The organism is Ramlibacter alkalitolerans (assembly GCF_016722765.1).
Taxonomy (GTDB): Bacteria; Pseudomonadota; Gammaproteobacteria; order Burkholderiales; family Burkholderiaceae_C; genus Ramlibacter; species Ramlibacter alkalitolerans.
Map to the genome: position 1 here is coordinate 1 of NZ_JAEQND010000001.1, position 25,897 is coordinate 25,897.

Here is a 25,897-nt window from a genome sequence, read left to right on the forward strand (position 1 = left end):
GCCAAGCGCAAGGCCGGGTTGATCAATCCTCAACTCTCAACTGCAGAAACAGCCCATTAGGAAACAAACCAGGGGGTCAGTTTTGGATGTCGCCAGGGGGTCAGATTCTGATGTCGCTTGACATTGGCGGCACGTGCGCGTGGTCCGGGCGTGATGAAGCCGCTGCCGTCCGTCGTGGCCCGAGGCACTGCTGTCGGCGAGGGGCGGACCTCCAGGGTAAATCCTGTTGCAGCGATCAACTTGGACCAAGGTCGATCACGGCTCCTTCCCGGGTGGCCACAAGGGCCGGGGTGGACTCACCGGTGCTGCAAGAACCACCCGACGGCCAGGATCGCAGCACAGTGGATCACCACCGTGCCCCAGTACGCGGTGCGGAAACTCGCCTTCACCGACTTGTGCCGCAGGACCTGCTGCGCGAACCATGCGCCGCCCCATCCACCGGCCAGGCTCCAGAGGTGCAGCGTGTCCTCCTTGATGCGCCAGCGACGCTTCTGCGCCGCATACTTGTCCTGCCAGTAGGCGAAGAAGGTGGCCAGGTTCAGCAACAGGGATGCGGGGAGCACCCACCAGGGAAGCAGCCGGTGCCAGACGAGCCAGGCCAGCACCACACCGTAGGCGGCCATCAGCGGCAGGGCGAACCAGGCGCCCGATTGCGGCGACGGCTGGGTCGGGCGGGCACGCCGCTCGCGCGGCAAGGCGGATCGACGTTCGGGTGCTGCGCCAGCATGGCTGCCGCGTGCAAGGGCGACCGGCAGCACGGCGACAGCGCGGGGGCCCTTGCCGCCGACATGGATGTCCTCGAAGGTGACACGCAGGCCCTCCCGCGGTGCGGCGCCATCCGGCGAGCGGTAGTCGCGCACGTGCACGAACACGTCCTGTGCGACCGACCCGCTACGGATGAATCCGAACCCTCTCGCTTCGTCCCAGCGGACGATCGTGCCTTCCCTGCGCATGCTCGAACCCGGCAACACGCTGCCGTGCGCCGATGCGCGCAAGCCAGCCTGGCCCCTCCCTGGAACGACATCTTAGCGAACAGCGCAGAGGCGTCCGCTTTCGGGCGGAGCGGCCGTGGTGGCCGCGAGGACACGCCCCGGCTTCAGCGCAGGTTGCCCGTGTGCCCCAGGCTGTAGCGGCCCGGCTGCGGCCACACGGTGAGGCCGTGCGGCTCGCGCCCGACCTTCACGCGCACGACGCTGCCGTTGGTGGTGTCGAAGCGGTAGATCTCGTTGTCGTAGCGGCCGGAGAGCCATAGGTAGCGCCCGTCCGCGCTCACGTTGCCCATGTCCGGGCTGCCGCCGCCGGGAATGGGCCACTCGGCCACGACTCTTTCGGTCGCGAAGTCGATCACCGAGACGCTGCCCTTGCCGCGCCGGTGTCCGTGCACGTGGTTGCTGCCACGGTTGGCCACATAGAGCTTCGTGCCGTCGCGGCTCGGGTACAGGCCATGCGTGCCGATGCCGGTCGGTATGAAGCCGACCTGCCGGAAGGTGGCGAAGTCCACCACGTGCACGCCGTCGGAGACCATGTCGGCGACGTAGAAGCGCCGGCCGTCCGGCGAAGCGCGCACGTCCTGCGGCATCGGCGTGCCGGTGATGACGAGGGAGCGCGGCAGCACAGGGTCGATCATCCGGCGCGGCTTGCGGCCGGGCCGCTCCAGGATCTCCAGCACGTCGGGACGGTCGAAATAGCGCGACAGCTTGATGGTGCCGACGACCCTGCGATTCACCAGGTCCACCTTGGTCAGGCCGCCATCGAACTCGCACGTGAACAGGGCATGGCTGCCGTCGATGGAGAAATCCGCGTGGTTGATCCCGGCGCAGTCCGGTGTCTCGATGGAGTACAGCAGGCGCATGGTGACGGGATCGCGGAAGTCCAGCCGCCGGTAGGCCTCCGCCACCACGATCGCGAAGCGGCCGTCGGGCGACCAGTACATGTTGTACGGGTCGTCGACGGGCACCGAGGGGCCCGGCTTGCCGGTGCGCGGATCGATGGGCGTGAGGCTGCCGTCGGTGCGGCCCTCGGCGTTGTTCGCCACCCAGAGCACCTGCAGGTTCCACGAGGGCACGATGTGCTGCGGATTCACGCCCACGCGGAAGCGGTCCACCACCCGCAGCGTCACCGGATCGATCACCCAGACCGTGTTGTCGCCGCGATTGGGCACGTAGACGCGTTCCAGGTGTCCGGCCACCGCCGGCGACAGCTTGCCGGCTGCCGTCTCGCTGTACAGGTTCCTGGGGTCGGGCACGCCGGGCATGCCCGGCACGGTGACGACGGGCGCAAGCGGCACGGGCGCGGCGATCTGCCCATGCGCGACGGCGAGTCCGGCCGCCAGGGCGGCAGCGGCACAGAGAGCGCGGAGTTGCTTCAAGTGGATGGATCCTTGCGTGCTCACCGCGTTCGCACCAGGGCCTGGCGGATCGCGGCGACGGTTTGTTCGACGATGAGGTCCACGCCCTTCTGCCCCAGTGCGGCGGAGGCGCGCGACGGATCGCCCGTGACCCCGGTCTGCGGCGACGCCTCGCCCAGGCGATCGCTGCGCACCAGCGAGGCATCGACGGCCAGCATCAGGGAAGTGTCGGCCAGCCCGGCATGCGGGCCGATCTGCGCCGGCGTGAAGCCGGCCTCCTGCAGCAAGCGGGCGTAGCCCGTCGTCGCCGCCTGGTAGTACGCGGCGATGTAGTGCACGCGCGTGCCGCTGCCGGCCCATTCGCGGTTCAGGCGTTCGCTCACCTGCCGCAGCAGGGGCTGGTAGTCGCCCGAGTCGCCCAGCAGCACGATGTCGCGAAAGCCGTGCTGGCGCAGGCTGCGCGCGGCGCCGGTGACGATGCCGCTGAAGGCCTCGCCCGAGACCGAGATCGTGCCGGGAAAACGCATGTGCCCCGCGGACTCGGGAACGTAGGCCACCACCGGGGCGACCAGGGTGTGCCCCAGTTGCGTGGCGATGCGCTCGGCCAGCCGGGCGGCCCGCACGTTGTGCTTGCCCAGCGCCATGTGCGGACCGTTCTGTTCCGTGCCGCCGACGGGGATCAGGATGGTCGTGCTGCCGCCGCGCAGCGCGTCGCGCACTTCCGGCCACGTCAGGGCGTCGAGCTGGAGCTGCGCCGCAGCCGAAGGCCAGGCCCCGCCTGCCAGCAGCAGGACGATCAGCATGCGGGCAGTGGCGGCGGTCCAGGTCACCCGACGGAATTGTGCACGAGGCCCGCGAGCCTGCGCATTCCTCATCGCCGGCGCTGCTTCACCCAGGCCTCGACGGCGTCGCTGCCTCCGACCAGCTCGCCGTTGACGAACATCTGCGGCACGGTCTGCGCCTTGGCGATCGCACCCAGCGCACGGGTGCGGATGCTGTGCGGCAGCGGCACCTCCGCGTAGGTGATGCCGGCCTCGTCGAGCACCTTCTTGGCCTTGGCGCAGAAGGCACAGCCTTCGCGCGTGAGCAGTGCCACCTGGTCCGGCCCGCGTGCGTCCTTGTTGACGTAGTGCAGCAGCGTGTCGGCGTCCGACACCTTGAACGGATCGCCCGGCTCCTCGGGCTCGACGAACATCTTCTCGACGATGCCGTCGCGCACCAGCATCGAATAGCGCCAGGAGCGCTTGCCGAAGTTCAGGTCGCTCTTGTCCACGAGCATGCCCATCTGCTCGGTGAAGGCGCCGTTGCCATCGGGCAGCATGAAGATGTTGTCGCTCTCCTGGCTCTTCGCCCACTCCTCCATCACGAACGGGTCGTTGACGGCGATGCAGACCACCTGGTCCACCCCGTTCTCCCTGAACGTGGGCGCCAGCTCGTTGAAGCGCGGCAGGTGGGTGCTGGAACAGGTGGGAGTGAAGGCGCCGGGCAGCGAGAACACCGCCACGGTGCGCCCCTTGAACAGGGCGTCGGAGGTGATCTCCTTCCAGTCGTTGTCGGCGCGGTAGCGGAACTTGACCTGGGGGACCGACTGGCCTTCGCGGGTCGGCTGTGGCATGGCGTGACTCTCCGGCAATGGACGATCTGCGTATCTTGCGCCGGATGCGGCAAGCCGTGTTGCCCCCGCCCGGCGCAGCCCTCCGGAGGGCCGCGCCGCTGCCGTCGTTTTCAGGCTCCCGTCATGGGATCGATGACCCCGCGCAGTTCGGTCACGCGGGAGGCGGGGAAGCCGCTGATCCTGGCGTGCTCGTGCACCGCCGCCTCGCCATCGGCCAGGTAGATGCAGAAGGTCTTGTCGTCGGCCACGAAGGACTGGACCCATTGCACCTTGCCGGCCAGGTGCGCGAGTGCGGCATTCGAGGTCTCGGCGGCGCCCTTGAGTTGTTCGCCGTTCAGCTTGCCGACACCGGCGATCTCGCGTTCGATCAGGTAGCGTTTCATGGAAGTTCTCACTGAAACCCGCAGCGGGAGGTCACCGGGGCCGCGCTGCGGGTTCAGCGGCCGGCCGGCGTCGTCGGCCCGTCGGCGACAGCGCGCTTTCGAACCAGCGCCAAGCGTGGCGCCCGCAGGTATCCCGCCATTGGCTGCCCGCCGCCGCTTTGTAGCGGCCGGCGCACCGTCTTGTATTCCGCGCGTTGCGCCCGGCCCGACCGCGTGCGAAGCCGCCCGCGGGCGATACGAATCGACGACAAGACCGCGCGCCACCGAAACAGCGCCAATACGTCCGCCCGCCAGACTTGCATGCATCCCCCCACGGCAGGCGGCAGAGAGCGAGGACCGCCAGCCACCCCCTCCCCTCGCTCACGGAGAACAGCATGAAAGCTTCCCTTGCATCCACCTTCGCCTATCTCGGCAGTGTCGCGGCGGCCACCCTCGCGGCGGCCGCCTTCATGACCGGCGAGGCGCGGGCCGAAGGCCCCATCGAGGTGCTGCCGGCCTTCACCGGCACGCTGAGCCGCGCCGAAGTCCGCAGCGCGCTGATGGCGCATCCCGCGCAGCTCACGAGCGCTGCGTCCGAGTGGCGGCTGCAGCAGGGTGAGACCCTGATGGCCGGCAGCAGCACCACCCGGGCGCAAGTGCGCGCCGAGTACATCGCCTCACGCGAGCAGGTGCGCGCCATGAACGGCGAGGACGGCGGCGCGGCCTACCTTGCCAGCGCCGGCCGCCAGGCGCGGGTCACCGTCATCGCCGGCAACGGCATGCGCTGAACGCGGCGCCCCGGATGCCTTTGCAGCCGCAGGGTATCCGGGGTGGTTCCGCGCGGAAACGAGCCGTGCGGAACGGGCCGTCCCGACCTAGACTGCTCCATGCGCACGCAAGTCCCCACCGGCGGGCAGTACCGGGCCATCTTCGAAGGCTCGCAGGACGGCCTGTTCCTGTGGAACGAGCAGCTGCGCATCGTCGACGTCAATCCGGCCGGCCTCGCCCTTTACGGCTACAGGCGCGAAGACCTGATCGGCAACACCTATCCCTCCACCATGCCGGAAGGCTACGTCCGCGAGCGCGTCGACATGATCCGGCGCGCCCTGGCGGGCCAGACCACCCACATCGAGACGACCGTCCTGCGCCCCAACGGCAGCAGCTTCGAAGCCGACCTGCGGGTGATGCCCTTCGTGCAGGACGGCCGCCCGCACGCGCTCGCCGTGCTGCGCGACATCGGCGAGCGGCGCCAGCGCGAGCGCGAGCTGCTGGCCAGCGAGGAACAGTACCGCACGATCTTCAATGCCTCGCTCGATGCGATGGTGCTGCGCGACGCCGACTTCAGCATCGTGGACGTCAATGCCACCTACGAAGCCTGGACGGGCCTGCGGCGCGCCGAGGTGCTGGGCGAGGCGCGCGTGCTGGCCAACCCGCCGGAGGTCGCGGCGGAGATCCGTGCCTTGCACCAGCAGGCGCTGGCCGGGGCCACCGTTCGACTGGAAACGCAGCTGCGGCGGCGCGACGGCAGCTACTACGAGCTGGAATTGCGCGGCGTGCCCATCCAGCACCGCGGGCAGCCGCACGTGCTGTACATCGGCCGCGACATCACCCAGGCCAAGCGGGCCGAGCAGGCGCGGCGCGCCAGCGAGGAGCAGTACCGCGCCATCTTCCATGCGTCGGCCGATGCCCTGGTGCTGCGCGACGCACGCTTTCGCGCCGTGGAGGTGAACCCGGCCTACCTGGCGATGAGCGGCTATGCGCGCGAGGAAGTGATGGACGCCGACGGCTCGCTCACGGTCGCCGACGAGGACGCGCGCACGCGCCTGCGCGCCGATCACCTGGAGGCCCTGGCCGGCAAGGAACTGCGCTTCGAGATCGCCGGCCGGCACAAGGACGGCTCGGCGCTGCAGGTGGAGGTGCGGGCCACGCCGATGACGTACGGAGGCGAGCCCCATGTGCTCTATGCGCTGCGCGACATCAGCGAGCGGCTGGCGGCGGAACAGCGCCGGGCCGAGCTCGAGCGCCAGTTGCGCCAGGCGCAGAAGATGGAAGCGATCGGCCAGCTCACCGGCGGGCTCGCGCACGACTTCAACAACATCCTGACCAGCGTGCTGGGCTACATCGACATGGCGCGCGAGCGGCCCGCCACCGAGGCGGACCCCGCGCTGGCGCGCGACCTGGGCCAGGCGCGCCTGGCGGCGGAGCGCGCCCGCGAGCACGTCGCCCAGCTGCTGGCCTTCTCGCGTCCGCGCCGGGGCGAGCGGCGGCTGCTGTCGGCCGCGCACATCCTGGCCGACGTGCTGCACCTGCTGCGCCCCAACCTGCCCTCCTCCGTCGCCGTGGAAGCCGATACGACCTGCGGGTCGATTGCAGACGTGCCCGCGGTGCTGGCGGATCCGGTGCAGTTCCAGCAAGTGCTGCTCAATCTGTGCCTGAACGCGCGCGACGCGATCGGCGAGCACGGCACCCTCCGCCTGCGCATCACGCAGCGCGCGGTGCGCGGCCACTGCGCCTCCTGCAGCCATGCGCTGCACGGCGTGCGCTGGGTGTGCTTCGAGGTGGAGGACAACGGCCGCGGCATCGCGCCCGAAGTGGTCGACCGCATGTTCGAACCTTTCTTCACCACCAAGGAAGTCGGGCGCGGCACCGGCATGGGCCTGGCGATGGTCCACGGCATCGTGCACGACCACGGGGGCCACCTGCAGGTCACGACTTCACCCGGCGCCGGGTCGACCTTCCGGGTGCTGTTGCCGGTGACGGCGGACGAATGCGACGCGGCGTCCGGCGCGGCCCGGCCGGCCGCCGCCCTCGCGGTACCGAAGCTGCACGGCCGCGTGCTGCTGGTCGAGGACGAGGCGATCGTCAGCGGCTTCATGCAGGACCTGCTGCGCGCCTGGGGCCTGGAGGTCGTGCTCCAGACCGATCCGCTCGCTGCCGCCCGCCAGCTCGCCGTGCCGCAGGAGTCGTTCGCGCTGCTGCTGACCGACCACACCATGCCCGGCATGACAGGCCTGGCCCTGGCCCGCCATGCGCGCGCGCACCGGCCTTCCTTGCCGGTGCTGCTCTATACCGGCAACGCCGTCGACCTCAGCGAGAAGGATCTGTCGGAGCATGGCGTGAGCAGCCTGCTGCTCAAGCCCATCGAATGTGCCGTCCTGCGTCCGCTGCTCGCGAAACTGCTGGGCCAGGGCTGAAATCACGCCCCTCGCGGCGACTGTGTAGCGGTTTTGTATCGGCGCTCGCCAGCGCGGGAGGCCGACGGCACAATCCGCCGCATGAACGCACGCACCCGCCTGCTGGTGGTCGACGACGACGCGTCGGTACGTTCGCTGCTGCGCGATTACCTGGAGAACCACGGCTTCGGCGTCTCCGAGGCGGCCGACGGCACCCAGATGCGCCAGGAGATCGAGCGCGAGTTGCCGGACGCCGTCCTCCTCGACGTGCGCCTGCCGGGCGAAGACGGCCTGGTGCTGGCGCGCTACCTGCGCGAGCACTACGAGCTCGGCATCCTCATGGTCACCGCCTCCGGCGACGTGATCGAGCGCGTGGTGGGGCTGGAAGTCGGCGCCGACGACTACATCGCCAAGCCCTTCGACCTGCGCGAACTGCTGGCCCGCATCCGGAGCGTCCTGCGCAGGGTGCAGGCCCGCGGGCCGACGGCGCCCGCCCGCGCCGCACCCGGCGGGCAAACGCAGCCACCGCCCGGGCGGCTGCGCTTCGGGCGCTGCGAGGTCGACATCGCGGCCCACCGCATGTTCGAGGTCGGCGGCGCCGAAGTGACCATCACCGCGATGGAGTTCGAGCTGGTCTCCGCCTTCCTCGACAGCCCGAACCGCGTGCTGACGCGCGACCAGCTGCTGATGAAATCGCGCAACCGCGAGTGGGGGCCGTTCGACCGCTCGATCGACATCCGCATCGGGCGGCTGCGCCGCAAGGTCGAGCCCGATCCCGGCGGCGAGCCGCGCGTGATCCGCACGGTGCGCAACGCGGGCTACATGTTCGTGCCGACGGACCCGGCGTGAGCCTTGGCGGCGGTCAGAGCCGCCCGTCCGCCGCGGCGCTGGGCAGGATGCCCTTGACATCGAAGATCACGGCGCCGGGATGGCCATAGGCCTGGATGCCGGCGGCGCCGAGTTCCAGGAATTCGCGATGGCCGACGGCGACCACGACGGCCGCATAGCCGCCGCCCTCCGGCGGATGTTCAAGGCAGCGCAGTCCGTACTCGTGCTCCGCTGCCTTCGTGTCGACCCACGGATCGTAGACGTCGACCTGCACGTTGTAGCCCTGCAGCGTCCGCACGATGTCGACCACCTTCGTGTTGCGCACGTCGGGGCAGTTCTCCTTGAACGTGAGACCGAGCACCAGCACCTTGCTGCCCAGGACCGGCAGGCCCTTGCGCAGCATCAGCTTGACCGTCTCATCCGCCACGTGCCGCGACATGCTGTCGTTGATGCGGCGCCCGGCCAGGATCACCTCGGGGTGGTAGCCCAGCTCCTGCGCCTTGTGCGTGAGGTAGTACGGATCCACGCCGATGCAGTGGCCGCCGACCAGGCCCGGGCGGAAGGGCAGGAAATTCCATTTCGTGCCGGCGGCCTCCAGCACTTCGAGCGTCTCGATGCCGAGGCGGCGGAAGATCAGGCTCAGTTCGTTCATCAGCGCGATGTTCACGTCGCGCTGCGTGTTCTCGATCACCTTGGCGGCCTCGGCCACCTTGATGCTGCTCGCCCGGTGCGTGCCCGCCGTGATGATCTGGGCGTACAGGGCGTCCACCGCGTCGGCCACCTCCGGCGTGCTGCCGCTGGTCACCTTGCGGATCGAGGTCAGGCGGTGTTCCTTGTCGCCGGGATTGATGCGCTCGGGGCTGTAGCCGCAGAAGAAGTCCTGGTTGAAGACGAGGCCGCTGACCCGTTCCAGCACCGGCACGCAGACCTCCTCGGTCGCTCCCGGATACACCGTCGATTCGTACACGACGACGTCGCCGGCCTTGAGCGCGCGTCCGACGGTCTCGCTGGCCGTCACCAGCGGGCGCATGTCGGGGCGGTTGGCCGCGTCCACCGGCGTCGGCACCGTCACGATGAACACCTGCGCCTGCTGCAGTTCCGCGGGGTCCGCGCTGTAGCGCAGGTGCGCGGCCTGCTTCAGCTCCGCGCGGCTGCATTCGAGCGTGTGGTCGTCGCCGCCCTGGAGTTCGGCCACGCGATGCGGGCTGATGTCGAAGCCGATCACCGGCCGCCGCTTGCCGAATTCGACCGCCAGGGGCAGCCCCACGTAGCCCAGCCCGATGATGGCCAGGGTCTTGTCTTCAAGCATCATGAGCCGCTTCCTTTTCGCTTCCTGGAGTGGGCGCCGCGGGCGCCGGGATGTCGTGGTAGGTCCGGTACCAGTCGGCGAAGTGCCGCAGGCCCACCGCCACCGGGGTGAACTCGCGCGGCGCGGCGGGCAAGGCCTTCACCCGCGACGCATCGGCAAAGGTCGCGGGCACGTCGCCGGGCTGCATCGGCAGCATCTGCAGCTGCGCCGGCACGCCGAGCGCCGCTTCCAGCAGCCGGATGAATTCCAGCAACTGCACCGGCTGCCCGCCGCCGATGTTCAGCACCCGCTGCGGCACCGGGCCCGCCGGCGCTTCATCGAGCACGGCCAGCACGCCCGCCACGATGTCGTCTATGTAGGTGAAGTCGCGCAACAGGTCGCCGTGGTTGAACACGGGCACCGGCTCGCCGGCAAGCATGGCGCGGGCGAATTTCCAGCACGCCATGTCCGGGCGGCCCCACGGGCCATACACGGTGAAGAAGCGCAGCCCGGTGCACGGCATGCCGTACAGGTGGGCGTAGCTGTGCGCCATCAGCTCGTTCGCTTTCTTGGTGGCGGCATACAGGCTCACCGGGCTGTCGACGCGGTCGTCCTCGGAGAACGGCAGCTTGGTGTTGCCGCCGTACACGCTGGAACTGCTGGCGTACACCAGGTGCGCGGTGCGCTGGGCGCGGCAGCCTTCCAGCACGTTGACGAATCCGACCAGGTTGGCCTGCACGTAGGCATGGGGATGCGTCAGCGAATGGCGCACGCCGGCCTGCGCGGCCAGGTGCACGACACGGTCGAAGCTGCGCCGCGCGAACAAGGCTTCGACGGCCGCGGTGTCCGCGATGTCGAGCTTTTCGAAGGAGAAGCCCGGCTGCCCGTGCAGTTGCGCGAGGCGGGCCTGCTTCAGCGCGGGATCGTAGTAGTCGTTCAGGTTGTCGACGCCCAGCACCTCGTCGCCGCGTGCCAGCAGCGCCCGGCACACATGCATGCCGATGAAGCCCGCCGCCCCGGTGACCAGGATGCTGCTCATGCCGCAAGCGCCAGCGGCGCCGGCGTGCCCAGCACCGGCGCGCGGCCGAGCGGGTGGTATTCGATGCCGTAGCCGCGCAGCAGTTCGCCGTCGTACAGGTTGCGGCCGTCGATCACGACCGGCTGACGCAGCAGGGTGCGCACGCGGTCGAAGTCGGGCGCGCGGTAGGCTTTCCACTCGGTGACGACGATCAGCGCATCGGCGCGCTCCAGGGCCGCCATCGGCGCGTCGGCGTACTCGATCGCTCCCGCCGCGCCGAGCGCCTCGCGCGCCCGCTCCATCGCCTCCGGGTCGTGCGCCACGACGCGGGCGCCGCGCGCCAGCAGTTCCCGCACCACCACCAGGCTCGGCGCCTCGCGCACGTCGTCGGTGTCGGGCTTGAAGGCCAGGCCCCACAGCGCGAAGCGCAGGCCGGAGAGATCGGGCCCGAAGCGCCGCAGCACCCGGTCCACCAGCACGTGCTTCTGGCGCTCGTTGGCGCGTTCCACCGCGCTCAGCACGTGCAGCGGCTCGCCCACTTCGGCAGCACTGCGCAGCAGCGCCTTCACGTCCTTGGGGAAGCAGGAGCCGCCGTAGCCGCAGCCGGCATAGAGGAACTGCGGGCCGATGCGCGCATCGCTGCCGATGCCGCGGCGCACCTGCTCGATGTCCGCGCCCAGTTTCTCGGCCACCAGCGCCATCTCGTTCATGAAGCTGATGCGCGTCGCCAGCATCGCGTTGGCCGCGTACTTGGTGAGTTCGGCCGAGCGCACGTCCATCACCACCAGCTTGTCGCGCTGGCGCTGGAAGGGCGCGTACAACGCGCGCATCAGCAAGGCTGCGCGCTCGTCGTCGACGCCGACCACGATGCGGTCGGGCCGCATGAAATCCTCGACCGCCGCGCCTTCCTTCAGGAACTCGGGGTTCGACACCACCGAGAACGGCACCTTGGCCATGCCGCGCTCGGCCAGCGCGGCGGCGATTTCCGCCTGCACGGCATCGGCCGTGCCGACCGGCACCGTGCTCTTGTCGATCACGAGCTTGTAGTCGTTCATGTGGCGGCCGATGGCGCGCGCGGCGGCCAGCACGTGCTGCATGTCGGCCGAGCCGTCCTCGCCGGGCGGCGTGCCCACCGCGATGAACTGCATCGTGCCGAAGCGCACGCCTTCGCGCACGTCGGTGGTGAAGTGCAGGCGCCCCTCGGCCACGTTGCGCAGCACGATCTCCTTGAGTCCGGGCTCGAAGATCGGCAGTTCGCCCTGGCGCAGGCGCTCGATCTTGCCGGCGTCGAGGTCGACGCACAGCACGTCGTTGCCCATTTCGGCGAAGCAGGCTCCGGTGACGAGTCCGACGTAGCCGGTACCGACGATGGTGAGTTTCATGATGAAGCTTTCCGTCTAGAAGTTGACAGTCATTCCCAGCTCGATGGAGCGCGCCGGATCCCGCCGCGCGGGCCCGAAGGCCGCACCCGGCCGGAAGTACGAAGCCTTGGCGGTGAACTCCACCCGGCGCGATTCGCGGATCGCCAGCAGCAGGTCCACCTCGCGCCCGAGCGAGCGGCTGGTGCCGCCCGGGTCGGCGGACAGCCGCGAGCCTTCCACCACGGTGGACGGCCGCACCTGCCGGTAGTCGTGCAGCAGCAGTTCGAGCGAGGAGTTGCGGCCGAAGCGCACACCGGTGCCGGCGGTGATCACCTGGAGGTTCGACAGCTCCGGCTGCAGCAGCTCGCCGTAACGCTGCCAGCGCTTGACGCCGGCGAAGCGCATCTTGTTTTCCTGCAGTCCGGTCTGGCGGAACTGCTCGGAGCCGCGCGCGTAGCCGAGCGTGAGCAGGGGCCGCAGCGGCAGGTCGAAGGAGGCACTGGCGCCGAGATCGAGGGCATGGCCGCGCAGGCGCTGGCTGCGCGTGCCGAGCGCGACGAAGCGGCCGTCGGCGGCGCGTTCCTCGAACGCGCTCACGCGCTCGCGGCCCGCGAACCAGGCCAGGTCACCCCAGTAGTTGAGACGGTGCAGCACGCCCTTGTTGCGCCACTCGCCGCTGGCGCGCGCCCCGACCCAGCGGGCATCGAGGTCGCGCTCGTCGATGCTGTCCTCGTCGGCAAAGACCGCGCCCGGCTGCGGCTGCGCCGAGCGATCGCGCTGCAGCAGCCAGAAGGCCTCCACGGAGTGGCGCCGCGCCCAGAGCCAGCTCGCCTGGCCGAACCAGCGCGTGACGCCGCGCATGTCGGGCGCGACGCCGCGCTCGTCGGATGACTTGCGGGCGGCCTCGTGCGCGATGCCGGTGTCCAGCCGCCACTTCTTGCCCAGGTAGCGCACGCGGACGCCATCGAGGTCCTCGTCCCACCACCAGGCTCGGCGATCGAGCAGGGTCACGCGCCCGAACTGGAGCAGCCACGGCGTGCCGCCCAGGCGCTCGCGCTGCAGCCACATGGGCCCGCGCTCCAGCGAACGGTTCACCTGCTTGCCGGGGGTGCCCTGCGTGCGCCGCGTGTCGTGCAGGCCCACCAGCTGGAGGAAGACTTCGGTGCGGTCGCCGAAGCGGCTGCGCGCTTCGAGCTGGACCTCGTGCTCCTGCACGCGGCGGTTGCGCGCCCGCTGTTCGTCGAGGTCGAAGTTGTCGCGCCACTCGTGCGTGTACTCCCAGCTGCCGCCCACCTGCACCGGGTGACCCGCCACGTCGAGCGTGATGGGCTGCTCGGGGCGGCGCTCGTCGCGGGCCCTGAGCTGCGCTTCGGCGGACGTCGGCGGCAGCGGCGCGGCCTCGCCGCCCCAGGCGAGCATCGGTGCCGCGAGCAGGGCGGGGATCAGGCGAACTGCGCGCAAGCGGCGATCCTCGGTGCGGGGGACGGCAGGAGCTCGCGCATGGCGCGCCAGCGCAGGCGCGGATGGCGCGCTGCGTCGGCGAGCAGCGCTGCCAGGCAGTCCCGTTCTTCGCGCACCATCACGCCGTGGTGCAGCATCAGGCCCAGCGCCGCGCCGTCGGCTGCGCGCGCGCGCAACGCCTGCGCCAGTGCAGCGGCCACGGCTGCGGGCCCGCCTTCGCGCCAGTGCCGGGACCAGTCGACGTCCACCGGCAGCTCCGGCAGTTCGGACTGCAGCGGCTTCGCACCGCGGTCGCGCGAAAGGGCCTGGAAGCCCGCGGCCGCGAGCAGTGCCGCGGTCAACGCGCTGCACCGGTTCCACGGCGGCGTGAACCAGGGCTGCACGCGCGCGCCCAGCCAGTCGGCGAGCAAGGCGCGGCCCAGTTCCAGGTCTTCGCGCTGGGCGGCGGCCGTGCGCGCGGCGCCGAACTCGCTCTTGCGCCCCTCGGGCTCGTGGTTGGCGTGGACCAGGCCGTGCTGGTGCACGGCGACGAGGGCGGGGGCTGCGTCGATGCGGGTGCGCAATTCGGCCGCCAGTTCCGGCCCGATGGCGGCCGGAATCGCCGCCAGGTCGATCGCGACGCCGGCACGCTGGGTCACGTCCAGCAGCGCGAGCAGGCGGTCGTCCTCCCAGCCGGCATCGTCGTCGCGGACGAACACCTGCACGGTGGCCGGCAGCGCATCGAGCACGGGCATCAGCACGTCGCGCATGCGAGCTCCTCGCGCGCGGCTGGCGCACCCTGATGCGATCCCACCAGCTGCGCCAGCAGTTCCGTGCTGCGCTGCGCGCCGTCGAGGGCCAGCGCCGCCGCACGGGGGCGGAATTGCAGCAGCTCCGGGATCGCGGCAGCCAGCGCCGGGCCGTCCAGGCGTTCCGGCTCCAGGCATTGCAGTGCGCCCAGCGAGGCGAGGCGGCACGCCCGTTGCTGCTGCTCGTTCTCGGTCGCGGTGGCATAGGGCACCACCAGCGCCGGCACCTGGGACACGACGAGATCGAGCGCCGTGTTGTAGCCGCACTGGCTGATGGAGGCGCGCGCGGCCGCCATCTGCGCGGCCAGGTCGGGGACGTGGCGCAGCAGCTGCACGCCCGGCAGGCCGGCGGCCTCGCCCTGCAAGGCCTGCCACTGCGGCTCGGGCAGGAAGGGGCCGGCGACGATCTGCATGGGAACGCCGGTCAGGCGATGTGCCGCCAGGGCGGCGCGGAACAGGTCGTTGCCGACGATGCCGCCGCCCGCGGAGACGATCAGGTGCTCGCCGCGCGACGCGTTGACGTCGACGCTGCGCTGCGGCACGACGAAGCCGCTGTGCCACACGGGCGTGCGCAGCGCGCGCCGCGGCTTGAAGCTGTCTTCCAGCCGCGCGAAGGCGGGATCGGAATGCACCAGCACCGCGTCGAAGTAGCGGTTGACGAGCCAGCAGGCGCGGTCGTCGTGGTGCTGCTGGTCCGGCCGGCCGTCGACGAGGATGTCGCGCAGGCTGCAGGCCACGCGGGCGCCCTGCCGGCGCGCTGCGCGGATCATCGGCAGGATCTCGCCGGCGAATTTCTTGCGCCCGAAGGGGAACAGTTCAACCAGCAGCAGCGCCGGCCGCGTGCTGGCGACGGCCTGCGCGATCAGGCGGCTGCGCTCGGCGCGCGCCGCGGCGAGGTCGAAGCCGGCATCGCGGCTGATCACCGTATGGCCGTCGTCCATCCCGAGCGGCGGCAGGTCGATGCAGCGAACGCCGGTCGGCACCGCGACCCCCTGCGGCAGCCGCCCGCCATTGAGGAACACCACCTGGAAGCGGCTGCGCAGCGCCCGCGCCAGCGCGAAGCTGCGCGTCAGGTGGCCGATGCCCAGCGAATGCTGGCAATAGAACAGGAGGGTCGGGAGGTCTCGATCGGTCATGGCGCAGGTTTCACGAGGGAAAGGGTCGCGGGCTTGGGCCCGGGGGCATGGGCGAGCCGGCCGCTCTCGAGCGTCAGCACCCGGTCGTATCCGGCCAGCGAGGCGGTGTCGTGCGTGATCACGATCAGCGTGCGGTCGCGGTGCACGCGCCCCACGGCCTCGTGGATCAGGTTGGCCGAACGCTCGTCCACCGCCGCCGTGGGTTCGTCCATCAGCAGGATCGCCGGCTGCTTGACCAGCGCGCGCGCCAGGCACAGGCGCTGGCGCTGGCCGCCGGAGAGGTTGGTCGCCCGCTCCATCAGTTCGGTGTCGTAGCCGTGGGGCAGGTCGATGATGAATTCGTGGGCCCGGGCGGCGCGGGCGGCGGCCTCGATCTCCTCCATCGTCGCCTCCGGCCGGCCATAGGCGATGTTCTCGCGCACCGAGACGGCGAACAGCATCGGCTCCTGCGGCACCACGCCCAGTGCGCGGCGCAGGCTGGCGCGCGTGTAGCGCCGGATGTCGACGCCGTCGATCAGGATGCGGCCGGCGCTCGGTTCCGCCAGCCGCAGCAGCAGGTTCATGAGCGTGGACTTGCCCGCGCCCGAGGAGCCGATCAGGGCGACGCGCTCGCCGGCGGCGATGCGCAGGTTCAGGCGATCGAGCACCGGCTTGCCCGGCTGGTATTCGAAGCTCACGTTCTCGAAGGTGAGCTCGCCGAGCGTCTGGGTGAGTTCGAGGGCATCGGGCGCGTCGTCGGCATCGGGCGCGATGTCCAGGATCTGCGCCACGCGCTCGGCGCTGATGCCGGCGCGGGAGAACTTGCCGGCCAGCTTGCCGAGGTCGCGCACCGGCTTGTAGAGCGCGGCGACGTAGGTCACGAACACCAGCAGTTCGCCGGGGCTCAGGCGGCCGGCCAGCACTTCGCGCGCGCCGAGCAGCACCGTGATCGCCGTGCCGACCGCGCTGACGACGGCGATGGCCCGCACGATCGCGCCGTTGATGCGCGCGCTCTTCATGCCGCTTTCGTAGTTGGCGGCGATCTCGCGGCGGAAGCGCTCCTCCTCCTCCTCGTGGCGGCCGAAGGCCTGCACCAGCGCGATCTGGCTCAGCACCTCGTTCAGGCGCGAGGCCATGCGGCCCTCGTGCTTGCGCTGCTCGCGGGCCGCGGCCTTGATGCGGCGATTGAGCAGGAAGATCACCGCCAGCAGCGGCGGCAGCGTGGCCGCGACGACGAGCGCCAGCGACGGGTTGAGCCAGAACATCACCGCCAGCATCGCCACCAGCGTCACCGCGTGGTGTCCGAAGGTCAGCAGCCAGTCGGAGAACATGTCGCGCAGCAGATTGGTGTCGCCCGCCACCTTGGTGATCAGCTCGCCGACGCGCGTGGTGCGGTGGTGCGCCAGCGACAGGCGCTGCAGGTGCGCGAACAGTTCGCCGCGCAGCCGCCAGGTGATGCGGTGGCCGACGCGCGCGCTGGTATAGAGCTGCAGGTACGCCAGCACGCCCGATGCGAGCGCGATCGCTGCGATGGCCAGCGCGCACACCACCAGCGCCGTCCAGGAGCCCAGGTCCAGCAAGGGCTGCAACGCATGCAGCGAGGGCGGCAGCGGCTTGGCCAGCAGGATGTGGTCGAAGATCAGCTTCATCGGCCAGGGCACGAGCAGGTCGCACAGCACCACGCCCAGCAGCGCCAGAGCGGCCAGCACCAGCGACAGGCGCTGCTCGATCAGGCACTCGGCGATCAGGTTGCGCAGGCGGCGCGTCATGCGGCGCACTCCTCTTGCGCCTGCAGCGCCAAGGCTTGCGCGCCGGCCAGGCGGCGCTCCAGTTCCTCTTGCCAGCCGGGGAGCTGGAAGATGAAGGCGCGGCTGGCGCGCAGCAGCTGCTGCACGGCCAGGTGCCAGGCCAGGCGCACGCCGCAGAAGTGCTGGGGCGCGATCTGTGCGTAGGCCGCGACCCAGGGATTGGCCAGCGGCTGCAGCAGTTCCTCGCCCGGCAGGCGCACGAGGAAGGCCGCCAGGTCCTGCATCGGGTCGCCGAGTGCGAATTCGTCAAAGTCGAACAGCACGATGCGTTCGCCGTCGAACCAGGCCTGGTCGACGTGGAAGTCGCCGTGGATCGTCACCGGCGCGTACGGCGGCAGGCTCGCGGCGGACTGGTCGATGGCGGCCAGGGTTGCATCGGCACGCCCCGCCAGCGGCGGCAGGGCGCGCGCGATCTTCTGGCGCCGCCGCGCCGCTTCGAGCAGCCAGTGCGCCGTGTCCTGCGTGGCCGGGCCGGCGAGGTGATGCGGCGCCGCATGGACCGTGGCGATCGCGTGCGCCAGCGGCAGCACCCAGGCGCCGCTGGCGCCGCGCGCGATCCAGTCGGCCAGCGGCGTGCCGCAAGCCGATTCCTGCCACAGCGTGCGCCCGGCGGCCGCGTACTGCAGCGGGCGCGCCACGAGCGGCGCGCGCGCGTCCTGGTGCGAGCGCTCCCAGAACCAGGCGAAGCGGGCGTGAATCGCGGCGCCGCGGTCGTCGCTGAAGGTCTTCGCGTACAGGGCATCGCCCCGGGCGCCCGTGTAGCGCACGGTGGCGCGGCATTCCGGCTCGTAGCGGACGATGTCGACCGCGCGCGCCGGCTCGCCCCAGAACGGGCGGGCGGCGTCGGGAGCCAGCAGGCCCGCGAGCTGCGGCAGGCCGGCGTCGTCCGGCCACGCCCACAGCAGCAGCGCGAGCGCGGGCAGTGCCATGGCGCCGCTCGCCGCCGCCAGCGCGGCATGCGCTTCGACACCGGCGCGGCAGACCTTGCCGTAGCAGCGCAGCGTGTGCGAGGCCGACTGCCGATCGCGCAGGTCCACTTCGTACAGGGCGACGAGCGGGTGCGGATCGCGCCGGCGCGAGGCGCTGCGGTGCGCCTTGGCGATGCGGACCGCCTCGATGGTGCCGCGCGCGGCCAGCAGCGGCTGCAGGTGCGTGCGCAGCGCGTGCGCATCCAGGCAGGTCTCGATGGCGCGATCGACGTCGACGTTCAGCATGCGAACTCCGCGGCGGCGCCGGGCTGCGCCAGGTCGGTCGCCAGCTGGATCAGGCGCGGGGCGAGCGCGTAGCGCCCCGGCTTGAGGTTGACGACGCAGCGCCACGCGCGCTGCGTCAGCAGCTGCCAGGCCACGGCCCAGCGCAACGTGTCCGGATCGGGGGGCGCACCGCCGGCATCGACATACGCAGCGATGAGCTCGCGCCACGCCACCTGGTCGCGGCCGGCCGGCGCATCCTCGAGCAGGGCCCGGTAGATCGCATCGGCGATCCAGGCCCCGAGCTCCAGCACCGCCGGTCCTCGGCAGAGGCCGTCGAGATCGATCAGTGCCACGCGCGGTGCACCCGGCCGGTCCTCCACCAGGATGTTGCGGCCGTGGAAGTCGCCATGCAGCGTGCTGGCGTCCTCCCCCAGCGCCGGCCAGGTCGCCAGCAGGGCCTGGGCGGCGGCGGCCGGGGCGCTGCCAAGCAGCGGCCACAGCACGCGCACGACCTCCTCCAGGCGCTCGCGCAGGCCTTCGGGCGTGGTCTCCCGCGGCGTGCTCGTGGGAGTGGCGTGCAAGGCGGCCAGCTGGGCGCCGAGGGCGGCCGCGCAAGCGGCCTGCAGCGGCGCCGGCGCATCCAGCAGCGGCTCGCCCGGAAGGCCTTCCTGCCAGCCCGTTTCGGTCGGCTCGTGCCACAGGAGCGCGCGCGGCGTGCGCAGGCGCCCTTCCCGCCACGCGGGCGATGCCTGCAGCTGCGCGAGCAGCCCGTGCGCGATCGCCCCATGCTGCTCGCGGCTGGCCTTGCCGTAGACGCGCCGCGCGTGCGCCTCGGCGCCGACCCGCCAGGACAGATCGACACGCGTGCACAGGCGAAGCTCCGGCACGTACTGCACGACGGCCAGCTCGCACGCGGTCACGTCCGCGGCCTGCGCGCCGAGCGCCGGCATCAGCGCCGGCAGCACCTGCTCGCGCAGCACCGCCGGATCGCACATGGCGCGGGGTGCGCGCAACTTGCGGTCGTTGGGCCACCACCAGGTGAGCATGCCCAGCGCCGGCAGCCAGTGCAGCGCCGGTCCGGCCTGCGACGGCCCGAGGGCCGCGGCGCTCGCGCGCACGGTGCGCTGCGCGTCGCCCTCGGCGCACAGGCGCGCGGCCACGTGCTGCTCGAAAGCCTGGCTGCCGCCGTCGCGCAGCGAAAGAAGGTAGGCGAGCGTGGCGTTGCGGCCGGGGCGGTACTTCACGCGCTCCACGCGGCAGGCATCGACGTGCACGCCGTGCGGGCGCAGCACGTCGGCGAAGGCCTCGGCCATCGCCGCCGGATCGAGGGCCACCGCCAGCTGGGGCAGCACGGCGTCGCGGGGCAGCGGGTTCATGCGCAAAGTACCTCCACCGGCCCGTTCGGGGTGCGCAGCGTGGCGCCGGCATGCGAGACGGCGCGCAGCAGGCGGCCCTCCGGATCGCTGCGCCAGTGCAGCCAGCGGCCGCTGAACTGCCAGTCGCCGATCTGCCAGTGCGCCTCGGTCGCACCGTGCGCGTGGAACCAGCCGTCCTGGCGTTCGCCGATGACGATCCGCAGCGCCGTGGCCGCCGCGCCGCTGGCGCCGCGCACCGCGAGGTCGGCGACGCGCAGGTCCGGCGCCGCGTCCCGGCACGGCAGCAGCACCGTGTCGAACGCGGCGCTGCGCGCGTGTGCCGTCGTGACCAGCGCCGGTGCGGGCTGCTTGTGGCCGTAGTCCTTCGACACCCAGCCGGCCTGCAGCTCGGCGCGGTGCCCGGGGCGCCGCGCTTGCGCGGCCACCAGCCCCGGGCTGGCCAGCCGCACGCAGCCGTCGTCGGCGCGCAGGGCAGCGAGGTCGTGGGCCCGGGCTGCCAGCTGGAACTTCAGGGCGTACTGGTGTTCCTCCGTCGCCTCGAGCCAGTCGGCCACGATCCAGTAGCCGCGGTCGACGAACACGATGCAGCGCTCGTGGACCGCGTCGTAGGCCTGGCTGGCGCAGCGGCCGTGCAGCAGGTCCAGGCGCTCGCCGCTGCAGGCTTCCAGCAGGCGCGTGTCCGGGGCGGGCCCGGCGATCCGGTGCCGCACCTGGCCCGGGCCGTGGCGCGTGCCATCCTTGATGGGCCTGGGCTCGTAGCGCGTCTGGTTGCGGCCGTCGACGCAGACCGTGTTGTGCGCCGCGGTGCCGCGGAAGTGCACGCGCCAGTTGCAGGGATCTTCCGGCGTGGTGGCCTCGCTGTAGGTGTAGCGGCCGGGGTCCACGACCAGCGGCTCGCCGAACGCGGCCAGCTCGAAGGACAGGGCGTCGAAGTGGCCGTGGTTGCCTTCGCCGAGCGGCCCGCAGTCGAACACGAGGTGCTGGGCGTCGCTGCCGGCCCAGTCGCTGCGCACGACGTGGTAGCCGCTGGCCGGGAAATGCGCGACGCGCGCCTGCGGCGGCGTACCTTCACGCCCACCGCTGGCGACGAAGCGCATGTCTTCGCGGCCGAACAGCGCGGCGCCCTGCGCCAGCAGCGGCAGGAAGCCGCGCACGTCGCCGTCGGAAAAGCTCGGCGCGGCGCCGGAGGGCTGGTGCACGTGCAGGCTGAAGACGAGCGCGGCTTCCAGCGCCCGGTCGAGGGCGGCCGGCACCGGGTGGCCGTTGTCGGCAGCGAGGTGGCGCACCTGCAGCCAGTTGCGCACGGCCAGGTGGTGGTAGTCCGTCGACAGCTCGCAGTGCACGCCATCGGCCATCAGGTCGGCCTGCACGTTGGCCAGCGTTTCGGCCAGCGCGAGCTCACGCCAGGCCGCCGCCCGCTCGAACTCGGGGAACACCACGCCGGCCAGGAAGATCGCCAGCAGTTCGAGCGTGCGGTGGTTGCGCTTGGGCGTGAGGTGTGCGCACAGGTGCTCCACCTGCGCGTGCAGCGAGTGCAGCAGCCGGCGAAAGAAGGCGGGATCCAGCGGCGCCGGGCGCGCCGCATCCAGCACCAGCGCGTGCAGGCTGTAGATCCAGTTCTGCACCCGGCGGCCCGTCACGTCCGCGGCGATGAAGCCGGGCGGCGTGACGCGCATCCAGCCGTCGACCAGCGTGACCCAGTGGCGCAGCGCTTCGCGGTCGCCACGGTCCTGCCAGGCCAGGCCCAGGCCGACGGCGTAGTAGAACTTGTGCAGCAGGATGTGCCACTCGACGTCGGGGCTGGGGTTGGTCAGCCAGTCGATCGGATCGGGGAGCCGGTGCGTCTCGCCGTTGAACTCGAAACGGCGCGCCATCACGCCGGCCAGCTTCTCCGGCCGGCACTCCTGCGCATCGACCACCGGCGTGAAGCGGATCCCGCGATCACCGCGGAAGTGCGCCAGCAGCGCCGCGTCGTCGAGCCGGTTCCACGGCGCGCGCAACAGCGCGTCGACCGGCGTGTTGGCGGTAGCCGGGGCGCGCGAAAGGAGGGTCGTGCTCACGCGGCCGCCTCCCGCGAAGCGGCGGGCGCCGGGGCGCCTGCGGAATGCGGCAGCTGCTGCAGGAACAGGTCGCGCAGGGCAGCGGTGGTCTGGCGCGAATCGAAGCGCTCGCAGATGCGCTCGCGCGCGGCCGCCGCCAGCCGCGCGTGCAGGCCCGCGTCGGTGAGTACGCGGGCGATGGCGTCGGCCAGCGATTCGGCGCCGCCGGCCACCAGCAGGCCGTGCACGCCGTCGTCGATCATTTCCGGGATGCCCGAAATCGGCGTCGAGACGACCGGCACGCCCATGGCCATCGCTTCGGCCAGCACGTTCGGGAAACCGTCGCGGTCGCCGTCCTCCATCACCCGGCACGGCAGCGCGAACACGGACGCGCCGCGGTAGATCTCGCGCAGGCGGTCCTGGGCCACGGGCCCGTGCAGCTGCACCCGGCCGGCCAGGCCCAGGGCCGCGATCTGCGCCCGCAGGGCCGGGCCCGCACTGCCTTCCTCGCCAACGATCACGCAGCGAAACGGCACGCCCAGGCGCTGCAGCAGCGCGCAGGCGTCGACCAGCCGGTCGAATCCCTTCTTCTCCACCAGGCGGCCGACCGACAGCAGCAGCGGCGCCTCCCTGCCGGGCGCGCCGGGCTGGGGCGAGAACCATCCGGTGTCGAGGCCGTGGTAGATCGCATGCACTTCGGCGGGACGCGGATGGCGCGCCTTGAGCACGCTGGCGTTGGCGCAGGTGCAGGTGGCGACGAAGCGCGCCGCGCCGAGCTTGCGCTCGAGCAGCCGGCCGGGATTGAGTTCGGCCTGGTAGATGTCCTTGGCATGGGCCGTGAAGCTGAACGGAAGGCCGGACAGGCGGCTGGCGAACCAGGTGATGGTCGCCACGCCGTGGCAGAAGTGGCCATGCAGGTGCGACACGTCGCCTGCGCGCACGACGGCCTGCGCGATCCAGCCGGCCTGCAGGAACTCCTTGAGGAAGACCTTCTTCAAGGTGAAGCCCGCGCCGTCGCCGCGAGGGCGATGCTTCCACGCCAGCGCCAGCGCGCTGCCCAACGTCGCCAGCCAGGCGGCCGGGCGGCGGCGCAGGACGGCGGCGTGGGCACGCCAGAAGGTGGGCACGTTGTCGACCAGCCAGCGGCGCAGCGTCGTGCCCGAGAGCGAGCTTGCCTCGGGCAGGTAGGTCAGGGGAGCGCGGATCGCGCCGACCACCGGATGCACCATGGGTTCGCGCTCGTTCTTCACCGAGTAGAGGCGCAGCTCCAGCCCGAGGCGTTCGAGTTGATGGATCTCGTGGGCGATGAAGGTTTCCGACAGGCGCGGAAATCCGTTCATCACGTAGGCGACCTTGCCTTGCTGCATCCTCATCCCCCCACCAGGGCGCACTGGGCGCCACACACATGCGAAGTCGCCAGCAGGCCCACCAGCGTGCCCAGGTTGACGTCGTTGTCGAAGGCTCCGGCGACCGTGGCGCGGGCCCTCTCGCCGAAGGCCGCGGCCTGCTGCGGCTGCCGCAGCAGCTGCGAGATCGCGTTCGCCAGCGCGGGCGCGGCGTCGGGTTCCACCAGCAGTCCGTTGACGCCGTCCTGCACGAGTTCGGGAATGCCGGAGACGCGCGAGGCCACCACCGGCAGCCCCATGGCCATGGCCTCGAGCAGCACGTTGGGAATGCCGTCGCGGTCGCCGTCGGCGGCGATGCGCGACGGCTGCACGAAGACGGCGGCCCGCGCATAACATTCGAGCACCTGGTCGCGCGGCAGCTTGCCGGCCAGGCGCACGTGGTCGGCCAGGCCGGCGCTGGCGATGTGCCGCGCCAGCGCGTCGTGCTCCTCGCCGTAGCCGACGATCTCGCAGCGCACCCGCTCGCCGCGTTCGTGCAGCAGGCGGCAGGCGTCGATCAGCGTGTCCAGTCCCTTCTTCGCGCGCAGGCGGCCCACGGCCACGATCAGCGGTGCCTCCTGCGCCGGTGCGCCGGTGCGCCGCGAGGGATGGAACACTTCGCGGTCGATGCCGTGGTACATGAGCCGCACGGGCGCCTGCGGTGCGATGGCTGCGAGCGTGGCGCGGTTGGCCTCGGTGCAGGTCACGGTGAAGCGCGCGGCCTGCAGCTTGCGCCGCAGGTCGAGCGGGCGCGACAGGTAGATGTCCTTGGCATGCGCCGAAATGGAAAACGGGATGCCGGCGATGTGCGCCGCCAGCTGCGCGATGTCGGCCGGAGCGCTGATGAAGTGCACGTGCAGGTGCCGCACGCCGTCGTCGCGCAACTGCGCGGCCAGCCAGCCGGCGCGCACGAAATCGCGCCAGCCGGCGCGGCCGCGGCGCAGGGCCGTCGCGAGTGCGCCCAGGTAGCCGATCGGCCCGGCCGCGGCCAGGCGCGCATGCCGCGCCACCATCTCGCGCGTGGCGACGGCGGCCGCCACCCGCTGCAGCGGGGAACGCACGCGCGCGACCGCGTCGTGCGCAATGGCATCGGTGGGCGCGTCCAGGGCATACAGGCGCAGCCCCACGCCCTTGCGCTCCAGCCCCAGGACTTCCTCCAGGATGAAGGTCTCCGACAGCTTGGGCCAGACGCGGACCAGCACGCCCAGCGGCGCGGGAACGAGCGAATTCATGCGGCGGTCCGGGGATCAGGAAGCGAGCGACACCGACGCCGCCCTGGCGGGCGGCGCGACCAGCATCGACGCTTCGAGCTCGGACGCCTCGGCATCGTCCTCGAGGCCGATCAGCTCGCGCAGCGAGCGGGCCACGCCCTCGAGTCCCTGCATCGTCGTCAGGCGCGGCAAGGGCTCCGAGCGAGCCAGCGCATCCAGCTGGTGCTGCACCTCCGCCATCAGCGCCGCGGGCGAAGCAGCCTCCGGCGGCAGCATGCGCAGCAGGCCGTGACGGGCCATGCGTTCGGCGCGAATCAGCTGCTCGTGGCCCGGCTTGACGCGCGGCACGACCACGCCGCGCCGGCCGCTGGTGAGCAGCTCGCAGACCGTGTTGTAGCCACCCATGGTGACGGCCACGTCGGCCGAGCCGATCAGCGACATCATGTCGTCGCAGAAGGTCTGCACGCTGACCTCCGGCAGGCACGCCGCGGCGGAGCCGACGGCCGCCTGCTGGTGCTCCGGCATCTCCGGCCCGCACACGATGTGCGTGCGCGGCCGCCGGTGCGCAGGCGTGCGCGCCAGCCCCTCCAGGGCGGTGGCGACCAGGTGATAGCCGTCCTCGCCGCCGCCCGGCGTGACGAGCACCAGCGGCTCGTGGGGCGCCACGTTCAGTGAGGCGCGCACGTGCGCCCGCGGACGGCTCGCGGCTTCGCGGGCGATGTAGCCGCAGTAGCGCACCTTGGCCGCGGCGAAGGGCGGGAAGGCGTACTCGCGCCGCAGGTCGAAGATCTCGGGGCTGCCGACCACGAGCACCTGGTCGTAGTGCGTGGCCACGGCCTCGTAGTAGCCGTTCTTCTGCCACACGCCCTGCGTCGCGGCCGCGCTGTCGAGGATGTCGCGCAGCAGCAGCACGAGGCGCGGGCGGCGCCGCATGCGCGAGAAGGACTCCAGCGCACCGGCCAGTTCGTCCTGTACGCCGAAAGGCTTCTTGTCGACCAGCACCAGGTCGGGCGCGAAGTCGACGATCGCACTCCGGATCAGGTTGGCGCGCAGGCGCACCAGGTCGGGAAGATCGAGCGGCAGCGAACGCGAGCTGTAGTGGCCCGTGGTATCGCGCGCCAGGCACGGCAGCTTGATGTAGTCGATGCGCGGCGGGATGCGGAACGCATGCAGCATCGGGCTGCCGGTGAGCAACAGCACGGTCACCTCCGGAGAGGTCTGCACCAGGTGCCGGGCCACTTCGAGCATGCGGCGCACGTTGCCGAGGCCGAAGGTGTCATGCGAGTAGATCAGAACTCTTTTCAAGGGTGTGCCTGCTGGGTGGAATGCTTTCGCGGTCCCAGTACTAGGCAACACGCATGCCACCGTTTCGGCATTGCGGATCGTTGGTGCGTGTGTGCAAATGCTCATCCGAACGGCGGATGGCAACTGCTCGTTGCACGTGTACGCAGGCGCTGGGTCTTTTCCCCCTCGTGGGTCTTGGGTCACCCACCGGACCGGCACGAAAGTGCTCCACACCCACACCTTCG

General features: G+C 71.4%; 21 protein-coding genes. 3 read left to right on the forward strand and 18 right to left on the reverse strand.

Annotation, left to right across the window (positions count from 1 at the left end):
* Positions 1–296 precede the first annotated feature (296 nt).
* The 5 genes from JI746_RS00005 to JI746_RS00025 form a co-directional block, all read right to left on the reverse strand.
* Positions 297–995 (reverse strand): DUF1294 domain-containing protein, encoded by a 699-nt coding sequence (locus tag JI746_RS00005; RefSeq protein ID WP_236599458.1) that lies wholly within the window; start codon positions 993–995, stop codon positions 297–299.
* Positions 996–1,096: 101 nt separating this feature from the next.
* On the reverse strand, positions 1,097–2,368 hold the full coding sequence (locus tag JI746_RS00010; protein WP_408004067.1) for a YncE family protein: 1,272 nt from the start codon (positions 2,366–2,368) through the stop codon (positions 1,097–1,099).
* Between the two features lie 20 nt (positions 2,369–2,388).
* Positions 2,389–3,177: a creatininase family protein gene (locus tag JI746_RS00015; RefSeq protein ID WP_330892663.1), complete on the reverse strand. Its 789-nt coding sequence runs from the start codon at positions 3,175–3,177 to the stop codon at positions 2,389–2,391.
* A gap of 41 nt (positions 3,178–3,218) precedes the next feature.
* Positions 3,219–3,962, reverse strand: coding sequence for a glutathione peroxidase (locus tag JI746_RS00020; protein ID WP_201686732.1), 744 nt, complete (start codon positions 3,960–3,962; stop codon positions 3,219–3,221).
* 110 nt (positions 3,963–4,072) lie between these two features.
* A complete protein-coding gene (locus JI746_RS00025) occupies positions 4,073–4,345 on the reverse strand; it encodes a DUF4242 domain-containing protein (RefSeq protein ID WP_201686733.1) in 273 nt (90 codons plus the stop codon).
* 374 nt (positions 4,346–4,719) lie between these two features.
* On the opposite strand from JI746_RS00025, the gene JI746_RS00030 reads away from it, so the two are divergent.
* The 3 genes from JI746_RS00030 (at position 4,720) to JI746_RS00040 (ending at position 8,346) form a co-directional block, all read left to right on the forward strand.
* Entirely contained in the window at positions 4,720–5,112 is a 393-nt protein-coding gene (locus JI746_RS00030) for a hypothetical protein (RefSeq protein ID WP_201686734.1), read from the forward strand.
* A 99-nt stretch (positions 5,113–5,211) separates the two neighbouring features.
* Entirely contained in the window at positions 5,212–7,518 is a 2,307-nt protein-coding gene (locus JI746_RS00035) for a hybrid sensor histidine kinase/response regulator (protein WP_201686735.1), read from the forward strand.
* Positions 7,519–7,599: 81 nt separating this feature from the next.
* Positions 7,600–8,346 carry a response regulator gene (locus tag JI746_RS00040; protein WP_201686736.1) on the forward strand — a complete coding sequence of 249 codons (747 nt, stop codon included), beginning with the start codon at positions 7,600–7,602 and terminating at the stop codon, positions 8,344–8,346.
* 13 nt (positions 8,347–8,359) lie between these two features.
* Here JI746_RS00040 and JI746_RS00045 read toward each other — a convergent pair whose 3' ends face one another.
* Genes JI746_RS00045 through JI746_RS00105 form a run of 13 tightly spaced genes read right to left on the reverse strand, consistent with a single transcriptional unit; the run spans position 8,360 to position 25,673 of the window.
* Positions 8,360–9,637, reverse strand: coding sequence for a nucleotide sugar dehydrogenase (locus tag JI746_RS00045; protein WP_201686737.1), 1,278 nt, complete (start codon positions 9,635–9,637; stop codon positions 8,360–8,362).
* The gene (locus JI746_RS00050) at positions 9,627–10,652 is read right to left on the reverse strand and encodes an SDR family NAD(P)-dependent oxidoreductase (RefSeq protein ID WP_201686738.1); all 1,026 of its coding nucleotides are present in this window, start codon (positions 10,650–10,652) and stop codon (positions 9,627–9,629) included. The genes JI746_RS00045 and JI746_RS00050 overlap by 11 nt, the downstream gene beginning before the upstream one ends.
* A complete protein-coding gene (locus tag JI746_RS00055) occupies positions 10,649–12,013 on the reverse strand; it encodes a UDP-glucose dehydrogenase family protein (protein WP_201686739.1) in 1,365 nt (454 codons plus the stop codon). Before JI746_RS00055 ends, JI746_RS00050 begins: the two co-directional genes overlap by 4 nt.
* Before the next feature lie 15 nt (positions 12,014–12,028).
* On the reverse strand, positions 12,029–13,453 hold the full coding sequence (locus tag JI746_RS00060) for an alginate export family protein (protein WP_201686740.1): 1,425 nt from the start codon (positions 13,451–13,453) through the stop codon (positions 12,029–12,031).
* Positions 13,435–14,202, reverse strand: coding sequence for a polysaccharide deacetylase family protein (locus JI746_RS00065; RefSeq protein ID WP_201686741.1), 768 nt, complete (start codon positions 14,200–14,202; stop codon positions 13,435–13,437). The genes JI746_RS00060 and JI746_RS00065 overlap by 19 nt, the downstream gene beginning before the upstream one ends.
* Positions 14,187–15,377, reverse strand: a complete 1,191-nt coding sequence (locus JI746_RS00070; protein WP_201686742.1) for a glycosyltransferase family protein — start codon at positions 15,375–15,377, stop codon at positions 14,187–14,189. The genes JI746_RS00065 and JI746_RS00070 overlap by 16 nt, the downstream gene beginning before the upstream one ends.
* Positions 15,374–17,125, reverse strand: coding sequence for an ABC transporter ATP-binding protein (locus JI746_RS00075; protein ID WP_201686743.1), 1,752 nt, complete (start codon positions 17,123–17,125; stop codon positions 15,374–15,376). The genes JI746_RS00070 and JI746_RS00075 overlap by 4 nt, the downstream gene beginning before the upstream one ends.
* Positions 17,122–18,378, reverse strand: a complete 1,257-nt coding sequence (locus JI746_RS00080) for an aminoglycoside phosphotransferase family protein (protein WP_201686744.1) — start codon at positions 18,376–18,378, stop codon at positions 17,122–17,124. The genes JI746_RS00075 and JI746_RS00080 overlap by 4 nt, the downstream gene beginning before the upstream one ends.
* Positions 18,372–19,733, reverse strand: coding sequence for a phosphotransferase (locus JI746_RS00085; RefSeq protein WP_201686745.1), 1,362 nt, complete (start codon positions 19,731–19,733; stop codon positions 18,372–18,374). Before JI746_RS00085 ends, JI746_RS00080 begins: the two co-directional genes overlap by 7 nt.
* Positions 19,730–21,793 (reverse strand): heparinase II/III domain-containing protein, encoded by a 2,064-nt coding sequence (locus JI746_RS00090; protein ID WP_201686746.1) that lies wholly within the window; start codon positions 21,791–21,793, stop codon positions 19,730–19,732. Before JI746_RS00090 ends, JI746_RS00085 begins: the two co-directional genes overlap by 4 nt.
* Positions 21,790–23,145 (reverse strand): glycosyltransferase family 4 protein, encoded by a 1,356-nt coding sequence (locus JI746_RS00095; protein ID WP_201686747.1) that lies wholly within the window; start codon positions 23,143–23,145, stop codon positions 21,790–21,792. The genes JI746_RS00090 and JI746_RS00095 overlap by 4 nt, the downstream gene beginning before the upstream one ends.
* Entirely contained in the window at positions 23,142–24,389 is a 1,248-nt protein-coding gene (locus JI746_RS00100) for a glycosyltransferase (protein WP_201686748.1), read from the reverse strand. The genes JI746_RS00095 and JI746_RS00100 overlap by 4 nt, the downstream gene beginning before the upstream one ends.
* Positions 24,390–24,404: 15 nt before the next feature.
* Positions 24,405–25,673: a glycosyltransferase family protein gene (locus JI746_RS00105; protein WP_201686749.1), complete on the reverse strand. Its 1,269-nt coding sequence runs from the start codon at positions 25,671–25,673 to the stop codon at positions 24,405–24,407.
* Positions 25,674–25,897 lie beyond the last annotated feature (224 nt).